The sequence below is a fragment of the Limnospira fusiformis SAG 85.79 genome (genome assembly GCF_012516315.1).
Lineage (GTDB): Bacteria > Cyanobacteriota > Cyanobacteriia > Cyanobacteriales > Microcoleaceae > Limnospira > Limnospira fusiformis.
Genome location: NZ_CP051185.1, coordinates 271726 through 288507, shown reverse-complemented (window position 1 = coordinate 288507; position 16782 = coordinate 271726). Strand labels below are relative to the sequence as shown.

Sequence of the window (16782 nt, the reverse complement as noted above, 5' to 3'; positions counted from 1 at the left end):
TGTGTCATATTATAGACACGGTAGAAAAACAACTGCCGGATAAGTACCTCGAAAACTCAATATAGCAATCATATCCAACATGACTACTACCATTCAGCAGCGCGAGAGCGCCAACGCTTGGGAACGGTTTTGTAGCTGGGTAACATCCACCAACAACCGCCTTTATGTAGGCTGGTTCGGTGTTCTGATGATCCCTACCCTACTAACTGCTACCATCTGCTACATCATCGCCTTTATCGCTGCTCCCCCCGTGGACATTGACGGTATCCGCGAACCCGTAGCTGGTTCTCTGTTGTACGGCAACAACATCATCTCTGGTGCGGTTGTTCCTTCCTCCAATGCGATCGGTCTGCACTTCTACCCCATTTGGGAAGCAGCCAGCTTGGATGAATGGCTCTACAACGGTGGCCCTTACCAGTTGGTAATTTTCCACTTCTTGATCGGTGTATTCTGCTACATGGGTCGTGAGTGGGAATTGTCCTACCGCTTGGGAATGCGTCCTTGGATCTGCGTAGCTTACAGCGCACCTGTTGCGGCTGCTAGTGCAGTATTCTTGATCTACCCCATCGGACAAGGTTCTTTCTCCGACGGTATGCCTCTGGGTATCTCCGGAACCTTCAACTTCATGTTGGTATTCCAAGCAGAACACAACATCCTGATGCACCCCTTCCATATGTTGGGAGTTGCTGGTGTATTCGGTGGTGCTTTGTTCTCCGCGATGCACGGTTCTTTGGTAACTTCTTCCTTGGTGCGTGAAACCACCGAAATCGAATCTCAAAACTACGGTTACAAATTCGGTCAAGAAGAAGAAACCTACAACATTGTGGCAGCTCACGGTTACTTCGGTCGCCTGATCTTCCAATATGCTTCTTTCAACAACAGCCGTTCCCTGCACTTCTTCTTGGGTGCTTGGCCGGTAATCGGCATCTGGTTCACCGCTTTAGGTGTATCCACCATGGCCTTTAACCTCAACGGTTTCAACTTCAACCAGTCCGTAATGGACTCCAGCGGTCGGGTAGTCAATACCTGGGCTGATGTCATCAACCGCGCTAACCTGGGTATGGAAGTAATGCACGAGCGCAACGCTCACAACTTCCCCTTAGATTTAGCTTCTGCTGAGTCTGAGCCTGTAGCTTTGGTTGCACCTCAAATCGGCTAATTTATAGCTTAGATGAAATAGAGCGCCTCCCAGTCGGGGGGCGCTTTTTCGTGCTTAAATTCACTGACCCACATTCAATACATCTTCATAAATTTGCGCCACGGTCATAGTTAGCCCCACAGATTCCAAGGTTAACTGATTATCTTCTCCTAAGATTTGAACTGTCCAACTCCCCGGAGTGTCTTGACGATAGACTTCCACTTGCATAACATCTTGAGAGACTAAAACATATTCCTTCAAAGTTTCTAAGGTTTGGTAGTTCATTAATTTTTCTCGTCGGTCAGTGCTTTCGGTACTTTCTGACAGCACTTCAATAATTAGGTTAGGTTGTGTTTTGAAGTATCGGTGATTATCTTCGGGGTTACAAGTCACGAGTAAGTCAGGGTAATAAAAAATATCGTCTTGAACTTTGACTTTCATATCAGACATGAATACCCGACAGGAACTCCCCCGCAGATGAGAACGTAATAAGGCATAAAGATTACCGGCAATGAGATTGTGTTCTTCACTAGCACCCGCCATAGCAAACACATAACCGCCCATATACTCATGGCGAATGGTGCTTTCGGCTTCAGCGATGATATAGTCTTCAACGGTAAACAGGGATAAAGGTGAACGCATTTTAGGGATTCTCCTAGTTTTTCTTTTTCAACTATTCTAACTTAGCTTAAATTTAAGATACTGTTGCCAAATCGGATGCAGTTGAAACATTCCTCGCTCTCCCTCTGATATTTTTTCTAGCAACCCCCGTCTAACTAAAGATTGGATGGCTGACCATAATTCAGATGGGGATAATTCAGGATTAGTGGGTTGTTCAGAAAGGGCGATCGCTTGATGGTCTCGGAAACCAGAAATCACCTGTTGTTCTAATTGGGATAATCGTTCTAACTGAGATTCTAAAATGGGTTCTAAGTCACCTAAAAAGATGTCCTCGCTGTGGCTTAAAAATAGGGAAACGCTACCATCAAATAGTTCGACTATGGTTGAGGCGATGATATTTAACCAGGTAGGATGTCCTTGATAGAGGTTGATTAATTCCGGCCATTTGTCGGAGTCGGTTAATTGGTGCGATCGCAAAATTTCCTCAGCATCGGCTGATAATCCTTTCAGGTGTAACGTGCAAGTGGAGTGTTTTTCGGCTTCTAAGGTAGCAATGGCTCTAGGTTTTTCCCAACCGAGGAGAATCACGCAACTTTGATGATGGTTTTTGGCAATTTTCCGAAAAATTGTCCGGTATTCTTTAAAGTCTGTCAAGTATTCCCCCGCCAATGCACCGCTTTTAAAAAGATTGTGTAGGTCATCCAATATGACTAAGCAACGGCAGTGACGGAAATAATCAATTATTGTAGGAAATGGGGGATTTTGTGACTGGTAAAAAAATTGTTGCAGTTGGTTTGTTAGGGAGGAAAAGGTGGGAGTTTCTGTGAGACTTTTCCAACAAATATAGTCAAATTCCGGCTGAATTTGTTCGATTAGTTGCCTGGTTAGTACGCTTTTGCCAATGCCACTTAATCCATAGATGGTAATTAAGCGCCTCCGGTCTTGTAAGATCCACTGTTTGAGGGTATTTAATTCGGTGGTGCGGTTGTCAAAGTCCGTGAGGTCTGGTGCATCGATTAAGTCAATAATGGGTGAGGGATTTTGGGTGGGGGAAGAGTCAGGAGAAGAGTTAGGGGAAGAGTCAGGAGAAGAGGGCGATCGGTGTTGAGTATCTTTAATAGATTGTACAAACTGATGACCAATATTAACAGTATCAAATTGATTAACAGTATCAACATCAACTTGTAAACAGTGACCGGATTGGGGAGATTGAGAAACCCGATATTTTTTCTGTACCTTGGAACGAAAATTGTATTTATTCAGGTCTTCTCCTAATTCTTCCCGTAACTTTTCCCATAACTTAGCGGCTTCTTTTTTAACGTGAGATTCACTGCACTTATACTCTGTAGCAATTTGAGGATATTTTTTTCCTGACCACACCCCCGTCAGTATAGCCTCCTCTATAGATGTCAGATTTTCTCGAGTTTTATCAAGTATCAACCGATCCGCCCATTGTAATATATCTTCAACATTCTTAATATTTGGATAAAAATAGAGATATTTTTTAATTTTTTTCAAAGATATCCTACCGAATCCTACTGTGTCAACCAAATCCTACCAAATCCTACTAAATTCCGTCAGGATAATTAGACAAATTGTGTACCAAATTTACTGTTTTAGGCTTGTCACATATAAAGGTTACAGGATCAAATTAGGGAAACGATCGCGAGTTGATCTGGTTTTTTGTTCTGTGTGAATCTTTGATACACATTCACTGACAGGGTAAGCAAGCTACGTTCAAATCATAATGAAAAAAATTGATTCACGAATTTAAGGAGAATAGAAATGTCTAAAGGTGATGAAATCGCAGAAAAAATTGTCATTGGCGTTGCTGCTGGCGTAGGTACGGCTCTCATTTTAGGAGCTGCCGGTTCTATTATAGCAATGAACCCTGCACCCTTATTGGCGGCTTTGAAAATTAGTGCCATCGCTAGTGCTGCTGCTGGTACTTCTGGAGGTATTGGAGGTAATAGTTAAATATCTCCGGAAAACCGATCGCTTTCTTTATTCGATGCTCAAGTTAGGGCGATCGCTGGCAGAGAAATCGCCCAAGCAGAGCAGACCAGAAACCGGGTTTCTTGAAGAAACCCGGTTTCTTTGTTTTTGGACAATTTTGAGGCAGAAGGGAAAGTGCGATCGCTCCTTCGGGATCCGCTTGGCGCGATTCGCGGGAGCGATCGCTTCTTTTATAGTTCCTCTGGATCTAAACCGAGCGCGCGCAACCGTTCAGCAAGACGTTCGGCTTTTTGGCGTTCTGCCTCAGCAAGCTGTTGAGCTTGTTGGGCTTTCTGGCGTTCTGCCTCAGCAAGCTGTTGAGCTTGTTGGGCTTTCTGGCGTTCTGCCTCAGCAAGCTGTTGAGATTGTTGGGCTTTCTGGCGTTCTGCCTCAGCAAGCTGTTGAGATTGTTGGGCTTTTTGGCGTTCGGCTTCGGCTTTTTGGCGTTCGGCTTCGGCTTTTTGGCGTTCAGCTTCAGCTTTTTGGCGTTCAGCTTCGGCTTTTTGGCGTTCTGCTTCTTCCGGTAACAACACCAAATTACCTTCGGTATCATAAAACCGCAGCCAAATTGCCTCCTCACGGTCTATAGTTCCCGACCAAGTTCCCAGCCAAAAGCCTAAACTTTCACACCACAGCCAACCTCGCTCATTCGGCTCTAAAAGCTGATAACCTCCCGAACTCTGCAAATGCCATCCTTGAAAGGCGTTGGCTTCAAACGGGTCAAATACAAAGTAATCTGGTGTCCGAAAAGTCTGCTGATACAGCTCCTTTTTCTTTCCTTTATCTATTCTGGCGGTACTGGGAGACATTAGCTCCACAATCACATCTGGGTAGCGACCCCCTTCCTGCCATACTACCCAACCCTGTCGTTCTTTAGTGCCATCTACATCCAACACAGCAAAGAAATCAGGGCCACGAAAATCTCGGTTCCTAGCTTGTTCGCTGCTATAGTAAATAAACATATTCCCGCCTGTATAGAAATCATGGCGCGCGCTCCAAGCCTGTTGCAATGACCTGATCAGGACGTTCATAGCAATGCGGTGACGGTTACTTTCCAAAGGCTCTCCATCATCAAAAATCAAATCTGTTGGCGGCATGGGGGGTTCCCATTCCGTTTCGGTAGCAGTTTCGGGGCTAGTATTGGCAGTGAGTTCAACTGACATTTTCGGTTCCCCCGTCTCTCGTGTTTCTCAGTTGCTGATGATTATATCCCCAACTTTCCCCATTGGGGGACTAGCTCCCACAGACATTCTCCCACTGGGACGGCGTTGGGTAAATTACCTAGAAAGTGGATGTTGTGCGATCGCTTCTTTTATAGTTCCTCTGGATCTAAACCGAGCGATCGCAACCGTTCAGCAAGACGTTCGGCTTTTTGGCGTTCTGCCTCAGCAATCTGTTGAGCTTGTTGGGCTTTCTGGCGTTCTGCCTCAGCAAGCTGTTGAGCTTGTTGGGCTTTCTGGCGTTCTGCCTCAGCAAGCTGTTGAGATTGTTCGGCTTTTTGGCGTTCGGCTTCGGCTTTTTGGCGTTCGGCTTCGGCTTTTTGGCGTTCGGCTTCGGCTTTTTGGCGTTCGGCTTCGGCTTTTTGGCGTTCGGCTTCGGCTTTTTGGCGTTCGGCTTCGGCTTTTTGGCGTTCGGCTTCGGCTTTTTGGCGTTCGGCTTCTTCCGGTAACAACACCAAATTACCTTCGGTATCATAAAACCGCAGCCAAATTGCCTCCTCACGGTCTATAGTTCCCGACCAAGTTCCCAGCCAAAAGCCTAAACTTTCACACCACAGCCAACCTCGCTCATTCGGCTCTAAAAGCTGATAACCTCCCGAACTCTGCAAATGCCATCCTTGAAAGGCGTTGGCTTCAAACGGGTCAAATACAAAGTAATCTGGTGTCCGAAAAGTCTGCTGATACAGCTCCTTTTTCTTTCCTTTATCTATTCTGGCGGTACTGGGAGACATTAGCTCCACAATCACATCTGGGTAGCGACCCCCTTCCTGCCATACTACCCAACCCTGTCGTTCTTTAGTGCCATCTACATCCAACACAGCAAAGAAATCAGGGCCACGAAAATCTCGGTTCCTAGCTTGTTCGCTGCTATAGTAAATAAACATATTCCCGCCTGTATAGAAATCATGGCGCGCACTCCAAGCCTGTTGCAATGACCTGATCAGGACGTTCATAGCAATGCGGTGACGGTTACTTTCCAAAGGCTCTCCATCATCAAAAATCAAATCTGTTGGCGGCATGGGGGGTTCCCATTCCGTTTCGGTAGCAGTTTCGGGGCTAGTATTGGCAGTGAGTTCAACTGACATTTGCGGTTCCCCCGTCTCTCGTGTTTCTCAGTTGCTGATGATTATATCCCAAGCCGCCGATAGTCGCCTGGAACCACAGGCTCTCTCAGGGTTCGACTCGATTATGGTTGAATTGATGATAAGCCCTACTTATGACAGCTATTAAAATAAATGTGGCTCAACCCCTTTACAAACCTTAACAGAGTGTGTCATATTATAGACACGGTAGAAAAACAACTGCCGGATAAGTACCTCGAAAACTCAATATAGCAATCATATCCAACATGACTACTACCATTCAGCAGCGCGAGAGCGCCAACGCTTGGGAACGCTTTTGTAGCTGGGTAACATCCACCAACAACCGCCTTTATGTAGGCTGGTTCGGTGTTCTGATGATCCCTACCCTACTAACTGCTACCATCTGCTACATCATCGCTTTTATCGCTGCTCCCCCCGTGGACATTGACGGTATCCGCGAACCCGTAGCTGGTTCTCTGTTGTACGGCAACAACATCATCTCTGGTGCGGTTGTTCCTTCCTCCAATGCGATCGGTCTGCACTTCTACCCCATTTGGGAAGCAGCCAGCTTGGATGAATGGCTCTACAACGGTGGCCCTTACCAGTTGGTAATTTTCCACTTCTTGATCGGTGTATTCTGCTACATGGGTCGTGAGTGGGAACTGTCCTACCGCTTGGGAATGCGTCCTTGGATCTGCGTAGCTTACAGCGCACCTGTTGCGGCTGCTAGTGCAGTATTCTTGATCTACCCCATCGGACAAGGTTCTTTCTCCGACGGTATGCCTCTGGGTATCTCCGGAACTTTCAACTTCATGTTGGTGTTCCAAGCAGAACACAACATCCTGATGCACCCCTTCCATATGTTGGGAGTTGCTGGTGTATTCGGTGGTGCTTTGTTCTCCGCGATGCACGGTTCTTTGGTAACTTCTTCCTTGGTGCGTGAAACCACCGAAATCGAATCTCAAAACTACGGTTACAAATTCGGTCAAGAAGAAGAAACCTACAACATTGTGGCAGCTCACGGTTACTTCGGTCGCCTGATCTTCCAATATGCTTCTTTCAACAACAGCCGTTCCCTGCACTTCTTCTTGGGTGCTTGGCCGGTAATCGGCATCTGGTTCACCGCTTTAGGTGTATCCACCATGGCCTTTAACCTCAACGGTTTCAACTTCAACCAGTCCGTAATGGACTCCAGCGGTCGGGTAGTCAATACCTGGGCTGATGTCATCAACCGCGCTAACCTGGGTATGGAAGTAATGCACGAGCGCAACGCTCACAACTTCCCCTTAGATTTAGCTTCTGCTGAGTCTGAGCCTGTAGCTTTGGTTGCACCTCAAATCGGCTAATTGATAGCTTAGATTAAATCAAGCGCCTCCCAGCCGGGGGGCGCTTTTTGTTTGTTTAAACTTCACCTAGCCAAAAAAACCACCCGGTTTTTGACTCGAAGGTTAAGATACAGAAACCGGGTGATTTTTAAGTTTTTTGGGTTTATAGTTCTAACCTAGGTTCTCCTCAACTTGTCTCAGAATAGAAAATAAAACCGTAATGCTACGATCCGCGTAGTTCATTAGTTTTTGCATAATGCTGGAAAATGTTTCAGAAGAATTGTGAATTGAACAATTGCTAGGCTGAGGAGCCTCTAAATATGAGTTAGTGCTTTCACTTGTGGTCATAATTAAAGTGCTGTTCTCAGCCTTATTCTGTTTAGTGATTGAGTAACTCTCATGCGGACACTATAGCATAAGTATTGCCAAAAGCGCCCAAATTCCCGACCAAATATATCTAAAGTAGTACATCAAAGCCCTATCAATCATGAATCTCGCCATTAGGCATGATCGCGCCATGTAGGTTTACCCCAATGGTATTAGCACTACTAAACTCAGCACGAGTTAAGTAGGCATAGCTAAGGTTAGCATTTCGCAAATTTGTCCGACCAAGAGAAGCATCGGTTAAATCAGCCTGAGTCAAATTAGCCGAACTTAAATTAGTCCGATTTAGTTCCGCCCGTACCAAATTCGCCCGGCTTAGGTTAGCATGACTGAGATTAGCATTACTGAGATTAGCATCTGGTAAAATTGAGTCGCACAATTCCACCCTAGGCATTTGGGCGTTAGTCAAGATGGCTCGCTCTAGTTTTACCTTAACCATGCGGGAACCAATTAAATTAGCACCACTTAAATTAACTTCTGTTAAAATCGCCCCTTGTAAATTGGTTTCGGAAAGGTTAGTCTGGTTGAGAATCGCGCCACGCAGTACACATTCAGTTAAATTAGCCCCCGTTAGGTTAGCGCGAGTTAAATCAGCCCCGGTGAGATTAACCCCCTGTAAATCGGTACCTCTTAAATCTGCGCCTCGTAAATTTACACTCTCATAAATACGCCTTTCATAACGCATATTTGCACCCCGTAGACAAGCACCCCTTAAATCTGCACCTTGCAAATTAGCACCGCGTAAATCTGCTTGAATTAGGTTAGCATCAACTAATGTGGCTAGGGTTAAATTAGCTTTTCTCAGGTCGGCTGCTTGCAGGATAGTACCATGAAAATCAGCGTCGGTTAGTTGAGCGCCACTTAAATTAGCTCGTGATAGGTTAGCTCCTCCTAATCTGGCTTTTTCTAAATTTGCCCTAGTTAGGTTAACTCCATTAAGATAGGCTAACACAAAATTGGCTCCTTGAAAATCACCGCCACTTAAATTGGCTCCAATTAGGTCAGCATTACTTAGTTCAGCATTGCGGAGGTTAACACCTCGAAACAATTTTTCTCCACTTCGATATTGATTTAAGAAAGTCCGCTCATCCATCCATCTTCATCCTTGTACTTTGGCTGTTAATTTATTCGGAATTATCAATTATTAACTATGGTTTACATAGTTGATTTTTTGAGCCCAAATAAAAGACTGATCACCTGGCTTACGGAAGTAAATTTTGACAATGTTAATAGATTGTAGTTGTAGGGATAGTAACTTTTTGTGGATAAACTGGGTGGTTGATTCGGGCGCGAAACTGTGCTGGGATTCGAGAATTAGATGCAAACACTGATTTTTAGATTGAGCTAAAACGTGGATACCTTTGGATTTTACTAAGTGATTGAGGAAGGATGCGATCGCTTTAGGATTACCCTGTTTAGCTAGTTCTAGCACCTGATTAGTACCCCCGGAATCTGATATCTGAGTAGGTGTTGGTAACGGGTCAGTAATCTCTGATTTGGCTGCGGTTTGTTGGCGTTCTGTCGTTTCGGATTGATCAACTATTTCTTCTAGTTGTAGGATTTGTTCTTGTACTTGAGCAATGAAGTCTTTAAGCACCTCATACTTAAATTTTAATTGCTGCTCAATATCATAGCTAATCATTCTGCCATCTAGTTGGTCTTCTAAGGTCTGTAAGGTATTAGCGATCGATGTTATGGCTTCGGTAACTCCTTGGCTAACTCGCTTGTGAATATCATCTTTTAGCCCCAAACGTTCCTGAATAATATTGGACTTGGAACGGTTACCGGATGACTCTGGTACTAATTGACTATTTGATAGGGGTTGACCGGAATCTGTGGGAATTGGTACAGTTTGTAATCCTGATATTTCGGGGATGTTTGATTGGGTTACATTGGCGGGGGTTGATACTTGAATAGTCTGGCTTTCGTTCAAATCAATTCCCTGAGTTTTAGCTATTTCTGATAATTGTTGATCCTGACTATAATGGGAGTCTGGTAATTCCTGAAAAGAGCTATAATTAAATGATGGCTTACCATAACAAAGACGCATGGCTTCAATTAAAATTGTGGCGACTTGAGCATCTTCATCAGAATCCTCTAAGTAAGCGACCATTTTTTTTAGATAAACTTTCAAATCTTCAAAGTTAGGGAACATTTGAAAGAGTTGTTCAATCAGGTTGTCTAACTCGATTGATTTGAGTTGTAGCCAGTCGCGATCGCTAAATGTAAACTCATTTTCTAAGACGGAAAATATCAATATCTTCACCCTTAATGGGTTGGCAGTCTGCATGATCTTGAAACGAATATCAAAGATATTATCTAGTTTTTTGGGGGGAGGATTGTGGTTAAAGTTTTCTGGATTAACTGACCAATCAAGTTGAGAGTGAGGACGGTCTGACGACTGATAGGAAGTCATAACCATCTCAGTAGAAGATTCCTGATCTCCCTCAAGGTACAATCTCCCAACTTGACTCAATACCAGATTAACAATAACTGTATATTCTGTTTTTTTGTTAATTTTAGATAAAATTTTATTCAAAATACTATTAAGTCGTTCAAGGCTTTGGGTACTCCAGTACAAAGATTGCACTAAATCCCGCATAGGAGTATTTTCTATGACTGCTGAATCACTCTCCCATTTACCATGGGTAGCACAAATCATAATTTTTTTGATGCGAAACACCTCATCACTGGTATCCAAGTTTTGCACAACATCATCCAGGATCGATTTGGCTGGCATTTTTGCCTCCTACAAATTATTGATAAATAAACAGTTATTTTGTGATAGTGCGAGCCCACACATTCGCCAAATTAATCATTCATCTACAGGTAATATATATCTGGGTAGATATTGCCTGTATCTCAGCCTGGTAAAGTAGGATTATTAATCAATAATTTCGCCAAAGTTAACCAAGCCAACCGGAATTATTTGAGTTGATTTTACGGAATATATAAACACCCAATAATCATCATGATAGAGCATTTCAAACTCGGCTCTATCTACAATGTTGTACCTGTTCACACATTGTAGGTCATTTATTGTATAATGGTTAATCATTCTCATTCAGCCATTTAGATTACCCCCCCAGAACTGATGGCGGACTTTGATGCGATCGCACGCTTAGTGCGATATTGGTGGCGTAGGCTGCGTCAGACCCCGGCTATATCAATCATAATCGGATAGTTTTCGGTTGACACAGCCCATGGTAGCCTGTTAGCTGGTTACCAACGATAGGTGCTGATCCTACCCAAAGCCTCAACTAAGATCGCCAAGTTTTAGCACTTTTGGGACAATCCCTAGCTCCGATCGCATATTATCCCCCAGGACACTACCACTTCCCTGAAGGTAGTTTACCTATAATTATGCGAGTAGCGATCGCTTCAGAGGTGCGATCGCCGTCAAGCCCCCATGAGTAAATACTCATATAGTCATCTCCGGGACTGTCCAAAGGTTGCGGTTAGCCACCCATGAAACCATCTCCGAGCCAATTGTGATTTCTGATGAATTTCAGGAATCAAGCCAGATCGCCTTGTAGTGAGGTCTAGCATCGCGTTAAGTCAAGGAAACTCAGATGATGTGGAAATATTTGATATTTTTGGCTCCTATCGTTTTAACCGGTTGTCAGGTGGATTTTTCATCTGTCCTGGAAGATATACCAGGGTGGCGAAGCAGCGATCGCGCTCCTTTGATGATGAAAGCGATCGCCTTGGGACAGCAGACATATTATCAAAATCAAGGTTATTTTGCCAGTTCCCTTCACGGTCTATCTGGTAATTTAAATCTGGAAACCGATAGTTATCAATACGCCATTAGAACCGAAGGCGAAACGGCTCAAACCGTCTTCATAACAGCCACAGCCAAAACCGATGACCTGCGTAGTTATAGTGGTGTCATGACAGTAGGAAAAAACGACGGAGGGGTGGTCTTGATGGCGAACCTGTGCCAAACGGACACACCATCTAAAGTACCCCCCTTATTATCCTCAACCCCTGTACCTAGTCAAGGATTAAAATGTCCTCCCGGATCTAGTCCAGTACGCTAATCTAGGCAGTTACCGGAACAAAATCCACATCATCTGTGCCGTCTGTTTCCCCTTGACCAGAAGTGATTTTTTCGCCATTAACCTCGATCGCAAATTCAGTTTGATCCAAACCAGTCAAGTTATAATCAGTCTTCTCGCTGGTGTATCCAACACTAGCGATCATCTTCCGTCCGGCATCAGTGTATTTAAACGCCAACATTTGATTTTTAGACTTATCATTATCATAAGTCCAAACCACCATATACTCTTCCCCGTGATAGGAGAAAACCTTAGAAGGACGGGTAGGAACATAGCGACCGGGGGCACCAAAAGCCGCATCAAGGAATTCCTGAAGTGAATCATCCTGAACCACAGCATAGCTAACTTGTTCAGCCGGAAGTTCTTCTTCCTCGACATCATCTTCAGTTTCGTCAACCACTTCTTCTTTATTGCGATTGCGGAAATAATCGACAGCCATCTTAGTACCAATAGCACCGACGGTAGCAATTCCGGCCCCAGCGAGAATTTTACGCAGTCTACTCATATATTTTCCTCATTGACGAATTGGCGAGTTTTAGTCTTGGGGATATATTCCACTCTCCGTTACAATTTTAACAGATTGTTGTTAATAGCAAAATATGCCAAAAGATGATAATATTCCTGCGCTTGGGGGGTTGACAAAAAACATCAAATGATATCCGGGAGATGGATTCAAGGATAAATTAATATTTGATTAACCCAGATAACTTGGAGCATCAGCATAAATATAGGTGATAGGAGACCATTGCTGAGTCCCCTAACCCAGAAACCAGATGGCTGTAGTCGGCCCTCAGTCCTCCAGGGCCAGCGACGTGAAGGAAGGCCCGAAAAGATGGCTAGATATTGATGATACAATTCAGCTATTATGTATAAAATACTTCAGACATCTAATAATTTCTGGGTGTTTAAATATGACAATGTGGTTAATTATGATGATTGCCACTAGAGATAGCCGGGGCTGCATCACTTGATATAATAGCTAAAGACCAGGTAATTTTAGCAACTTTTAAACTATCATTATCACCATGAAAAGATTATGCCCACTGATGATTACTATAGAATCTTAGAGGTTGCCCCCCATTCCAGTCAAACCGATATCAAAAAATCCTATCGGAGATTAGCCAAAAAATTCCATCCAGACAGTCAGGAAGAAACAGCCAATCACGATACAATTATTCGGATTAATCAAGCCTATGAAGTGCTGAGTGATCCCCAGAAACGCCAGAATTATGACCGCAGCCTAAGCCGCCCCAACCGACCAGGTAAACCTAAGCCACAAGGGCGGTCTAAAGATTTTGATCTAGACCAATGGTTGCAGGAAGTCTATAGACCTGTGAATCAAAATATTGACCGAATTTTTCAACCCTTTAAACAAGAAATAGATAACTTATCCGGCGACCCCTTTGATGATGAATTAATGGCAGATTTCCAAGCATATATTGAAACCTGTAGAGATATCCTAGCTGAAAGCCAAACTCGATTTCGTTCGGCTCCCAACCCGGCGAATATTGCGGGAGTGGCGGCGCATCTTTATTACTGTCTGAATCATATTGGTGATGGTATTGAAGAATTAAATATGTTTACCCTAAACTATGACGAATCCTATCTACACGCGGGCCAGGAATTTTTCCGCATTGCCGATCGCTTACGTCAAGAAGCCCAAGACCAAATCCATAAATTCCTTTAACCAGTCCTTTAACCAGAGAGCGATCGCCATAATTTCTTGAGCAGATCATCATACCATCGGGATCGAGGTTGAAAAAAATTCCGAAACCGACTACATTAGTTAACAGAACTTAACAAGCAAAAATTAACCTGCATTTATGCAATGCCTGATCACCCGTCGCGCCCAGTTTTCAGCCAGTCACCGTTACTGGTTGCCAGAACTGAGCGAAGCCGAAAATTTTGCCAAATTTGGACAAACAGCCCGCGCCCCCGGTCACGGCCATAATTATGTCCTGTATGTTTCAATGGTGGGGGAACTAGACGAATATGGCATGGTACTTAACCTGTCGAACGTCAAACATACCATCAGAAGTGAAGTTACCGAACCTCTAGATTTTTCATTCCTGAATGAAGCATGGCCGGAATTTCAGGACACCCTACCCACAACTGAATTTCTGGCTTATTTAATCTGGCATCGTCTAGCCCCCCATTTACCCCTAACCAACATTCAACTATTTGAACACCCCCAACTTTGGGCAGATTATCAAGGAAACTCCATGGAAGCATATCTAACCATCAGCACCCACTTTAGCGCGGCTCATCGACTAGCTCACCCTCTCCTGAGTGATGAGGATAACTCCAAAATTTATGGCAAATGCGCCCGCCCTCACGGTCACGGACACAATTATCACCTAGAAGTGACTATTCGTGGTCAAATTGACCCCCGGACGGGTATGATTGCGGATTTAGGGGCTGTGCAGAAGGCGATCGATGATTATGTGGTTGAACCCTTCGATCATACTTTCCTCAACAAAGATATCCCCTACTTTGCTAAGGTAGTACCAACGGCTGAAAATATTGCGGTTTATATCCGTGACTTGCTGCAAAATCCCATTGATGAATTAGGAGCGCATCTCCATAAAATCAAGTTGATTGAAAGCCCTAACAATTCCTGTGAGGTATACTGCACAACATCGGAACACCAACCCCATCTCGCCGCCAATCGAGAACCGGTAGCAGTAGGTGTATAAGGGATATCCCAACGGATATCAATTAGCTGAATTTTTCCAGAGACAAAGCAGGTATTTTGCCTGCTTTTTTTGATGTTTATATAAAATCCGAACCCATAGTTTTTCCCGGAGGGTCGGGGCTGCCATTGCTACCTGGAACTTTGATGATGGGTTAGGAACAGGATCTCGTCTTCACCCATCCTGAACTCCCTAGATTATAACTGTCAATTTCCTGACCTGTAAAAATTGGGTTGTAATTATGAACTAGCTAAGACACTCTCCCTGAGTTTAAAGGATATTAAACCGGGGGGGGGAGTCACTATTTAGCTATCCGTTATCCATCCCCCTAATCATCAAGCAAGAGTGAGTTATATCCATGAGGCTATCGACCCTAACACTGTTGACTCTGACTGCGCTTGCAGCTAACGAATCGGTAAATCAGGCAACTGCTGCCCCTAATGTAACATCTAGTTATAATCCGGTTTCTGATACGGAAAATTTGGTTGATGAAATTGATATCGAAATTAGCCAAGCTGAACTTACTGCGACTGTTAGCGCCCCGGAAACTTGGAGTCAGCCAGAATTAGCCGAGGATTCATCATTAACAACAGATGAGGTGGTATTTATAGCTTCAGCTTCCCCAGCTTTGTCAGTGGCGAAGGTGAGTCCTTCTGTGGGTACTTCTGAATTTGGCTACACGGTTATATTACTTAATACTTTGCTGTTAATTTCTACTTTGTCGCCCACTTTAACTTTGATGTTTTTCTGGTTAGTGCGGCGCTTGGTGATTCGAGAGTTGGTGACGGAAACTAACAAAAGATTAGATAAGTTTGATGGTTTAGAATCACAACTAAAATCTTCTAATTATCAATCTAAAAAATTGGTTAAAGATTTAGAAATTCAGGTGAGAGTAGCACAAAAGTATATTCAGTTTTTAAGAAAAGAGGTTGAGGCTTCTAAGGCTTCTATTCAAGAACTAGAACATCTGAAGCTACAGTATCTGAGACAGGTACAAGAGATGATGATGGAGCTGCAAAATTATAGAAATCAGACAATGGAACAGGTGGAGCCGCCAGGGGTACCAGTTCCTGCGCCGCCTATGTCTCAACTACCCTCGAAATCTACATCTAATCATCCATTACCTCCTAAGCATCCCCCCACTTCTCAGCCTTTAATTGCGGATGATTTCCTCAAAAAGGGGGAAGCGTTAATTAATGAACGTCAATATAAACAAGCGATCGCAGCTTGCGATCGCGCTTTGGAAATTAACCCTGATTTAGATGAGGCTTGGTATCAAAAGGGTAATGCTTTGGTGCGCCTACAACAATATTCGCAGGCTTTGGAGTGTTATGATCGGGCTTTAAAAATTCAGCCTCAGCGCTCAGATGCTTGGTATAATCGGGGTAATGTTTTGGTGCGGTTAAAACGCTATTCCCCGGCTCTGGAAGCCTATAATCAGGCGTTAAAGATTGAGCCTAATGATTATGCGGTTTGGCACAATCGGGGGGCTTTACTGCGTAAATTTCAGAAGTATGAGCAGGCTTTGGATTCTTATGATCGGGCGATTAGGCTGGAAGCCAATCATTATGAAACTTGGCATAATCGCGGTAATGTTTTAAGTCAATTAAAACGCTATCAGGAAGCTATATCATCTTATGATCGGGCGATTCAAATTAATCCAGGTCAGTTTGATATTTGGGCAAATCGAGGGATGGCTTTATGTCATATTCATCAATATTCGGAGGCGCTATCTTGCTATGAACAGGCGATATCTCTGAATTCTAAGGAGCCAGAACTTTGGATTTCTCAGGGGGGAGTTTTGGTAAAATTAGCACGTTATGAAGAGGCTGTGATTTGTTATGATCGGGCGATTAGCCTGAAATCGGATAGCTATGAGGCTTGGATGGGGCGAGGTGAGATTTTAACGGCTTTAAAACAGTATGAACAGGCGCTGGCTAATTGGGATCGGGTGATTGCTTTACAGCCAGATGCTTATCAGGCTTGGTGTCAACGGGGAATCTGTTTAGAGAAAATGGAACAACATGATGATGCGATCGCTTGTTTTGATACGGCGATTGCTTTAAAGCCAGATCATGCGGAAAGTTGGCGACACAGGGGCGCTTTATTGTCCCGACTGAAAAAATATCAGGAGGCGATCGCTTCTTTGGGAAAAGCTATCTCCATTCAAAAGGATTTACGCAACGGCAAAAAATCGGCTAATGCTTCTCAATCGATAGGTGATAATAATGGTTTCTCACCTGTTCCCACCTAATAGATGGAA

The 16782-nt window shown here is 43.9% G+C and carries 14 protein-coding genes; 7 read left to right on the top strand and 7 right to left on the bottom strand.

Annotated features, from left to right (window positions below):
- The first annotated feature begins 79 nt into the window (after positions 1 to 79).
- A complete protein-coding gene (gene psbA / locus HFV01_RS01555; RefSeq protein WP_006621986.1) occupies positions 80 to 1159 on the top strand; it encodes a photosystem II q(b) protein in 1080 nt (359 codons plus the stop codon).
- Positions 1160 to 1219: 60 nt separating this feature from the next.
- On the opposite strand, the gene HFV01_RS01550 is transcribed toward psbA (HFV01_RS01555), so the two are convergent.
- Positions 1220 to 1780 (bottom strand): Uma2 family endonuclease, encoded by a 561-nt coding sequence (locus HFV01_RS01550; protein WP_193520764.1) that lies wholly within the window; start codon positions 1778 to 1780, stop codon positions 1220 to 1222.
- A 36-nt stretch (positions 1781 to 1816) separates the two neighbouring features.
- Complete coding sequence (locus tag HFV01_RS31905; protein WP_193520763.1) at positions 1817 to 3277, bottom strand: helix-turn-helix domain-containing protein; 1461 nt, start codon at positions 3275 to 3277, stop codon at positions 1817 to 1819.
- 267 nt (positions 3278 to 3544) lie between these two features.
- On the opposite strand from HFV01_RS31905, the gene HFV01_RS01540 reads away from it, so the two are divergent.
- On the top strand, positions 3545 to 3736 hold the full coding sequence (locus HFV01_RS01540) for a hypothetical protein (protein ID WP_008054669.1): 192 nt from the start codon (positions 3545 to 3547) through the stop codon (positions 3734 to 3736).
- Positions 3737 to 3945: 209 nt separating this feature from the next.
- On the opposite strand, the gene HFV01_RS01535 is transcribed toward HFV01_RS01540, so the two are convergent.
- Both HFV01_RS01535 and HFV01_RS01530 read right to left on the bottom strand, forming a co-directional pair.
- On the bottom strand, positions 3946 to 4917 hold the full coding sequence (locus HFV01_RS01535) for a Uma2 family endonuclease (protein ID WP_193520762.1): 972 nt from the start codon (positions 4915 to 4917) through the stop codon (positions 3946 to 3948).
- Positions 4918 to 5066: 149 nt separating this feature from the next.
- The gene (locus HFV01_RS01530; RefSeq protein WP_108614680.1) at positions 5067 to 6059 is read right to left on the bottom strand and encodes a Uma2 family endonuclease; all 993 of its coding nucleotides are present in this window, start codon (positions 6057 to 6059) and stop codon (positions 5067 to 5069) included.
- 263 nt (positions 6060 to 6322) lie between these two features.
- Between HFV01_RS01530 and psbA (HFV01_RS01525) the strand changes: the two genes are divergently transcribed.
- Positions 6323 to 7402 (top strand): photosystem II q(b) protein, encoded by a 1080-nt coding sequence (psbA, locus tag HFV01_RS01525; RefSeq protein ID WP_006621986.1) that lies wholly within the window; start codon positions 6323 to 6325, stop codon positions 7400 to 7402.
- Positions 7403 to 7862: 460 nt separating this feature from the next.
- On the opposite strand, the gene HFV01_RS01520 is transcribed toward psbA (HFV01_RS01525), so the two are convergent.
- Both HFV01_RS01520 and HFV01_RS01515 read right to left on the bottom strand, forming a co-directional pair.
- On the bottom strand, positions 7863 to 8858 hold the full coding sequence (locus tag HFV01_RS01520) for a pentapeptide repeat-containing protein (protein ID WP_006623334.1): 996 nt from the start codon (positions 8856 to 8858) through the stop codon (positions 7863 to 7865).
- A 51-nt stretch (positions 8859 to 8909) separates the two neighbouring features.
- Positions 8910 to 10505 carry a hypothetical protein gene (locus HFV01_RS01515; protein ID WP_006623333.1) on the bottom strand — a complete coding sequence of 532 codons (1596 nt, stop codon included), beginning with the start codon at positions 10503 to 10505 and terminating at the stop codon, positions 8910 to 8912.
- Positions 10506 to 11337: 832 nt separating this feature from the next.
- On the opposite strand from HFV01_RS01515, the gene HFV01_RS01510 reads away from it, so the two are divergent.
- Entirely contained in the window at positions 11338 to 11808 is a 471-nt protein-coding gene (locus HFV01_RS01510) for a type IV pilin-like G/H family protein (protein WP_006623330.1), read from the top strand.
- 1 nt (position 11809) lies between these two features.
- On the opposite strand, the gene HFV01_RS01505 is transcribed toward HFV01_RS01510, so the two are convergent.
- The gene (locus tag HFV01_RS01505; protein WP_006623329.1) at positions 11810 to 12331 is read right to left on the bottom strand and encodes a hypothetical protein; all 522 of its coding nucleotides are present in this window, start codon (positions 12329 to 12331) and stop codon (positions 11810 to 11812) included.
- 531 nt (positions 12332 to 12862) lie between these two features.
- On the opposite strand from HFV01_RS01505, the gene HFV01_RS01500 reads away from it, so the two are divergent.
- The 3 genes from HFV01_RS01500 (at position 12863) to HFV01_RS01490 (ending at position 16773) form a co-directional block, all read left to right on the top strand.
- Complete coding sequence (locus HFV01_RS01500; protein ID WP_006623328.1) at positions 12863 to 13513, top strand: J domain-containing protein; 651 nt, start codon at positions 12863 to 12865, stop codon at positions 13511 to 13513.
- Positions 13514 to 13649: 136 nt separating this feature from the next.
- The gene (locus tag HFV01_RS01495) at positions 13650 to 14522 is read left to right on the top strand and encodes a 6-carboxytetrahydropterin synthase (protein ID WP_193520761.1); all 873 of its coding nucleotides are present in this window, start codon (positions 13650 to 13652) and stop codon (positions 14520 to 14522) included.
- A gap of 355 nt (positions 14523 to 14877) precedes the next feature.
- Entirely contained in the window at positions 14878 to 16773 is a 1896-nt protein-coding gene (locus HFV01_RS01490) for a tetratricopeptide repeat protein (protein ID WP_193520760.1), read from the top strand.
- The last annotated feature ends 9 nt before the right edge of the window (positions 16774 to 16782 follow it).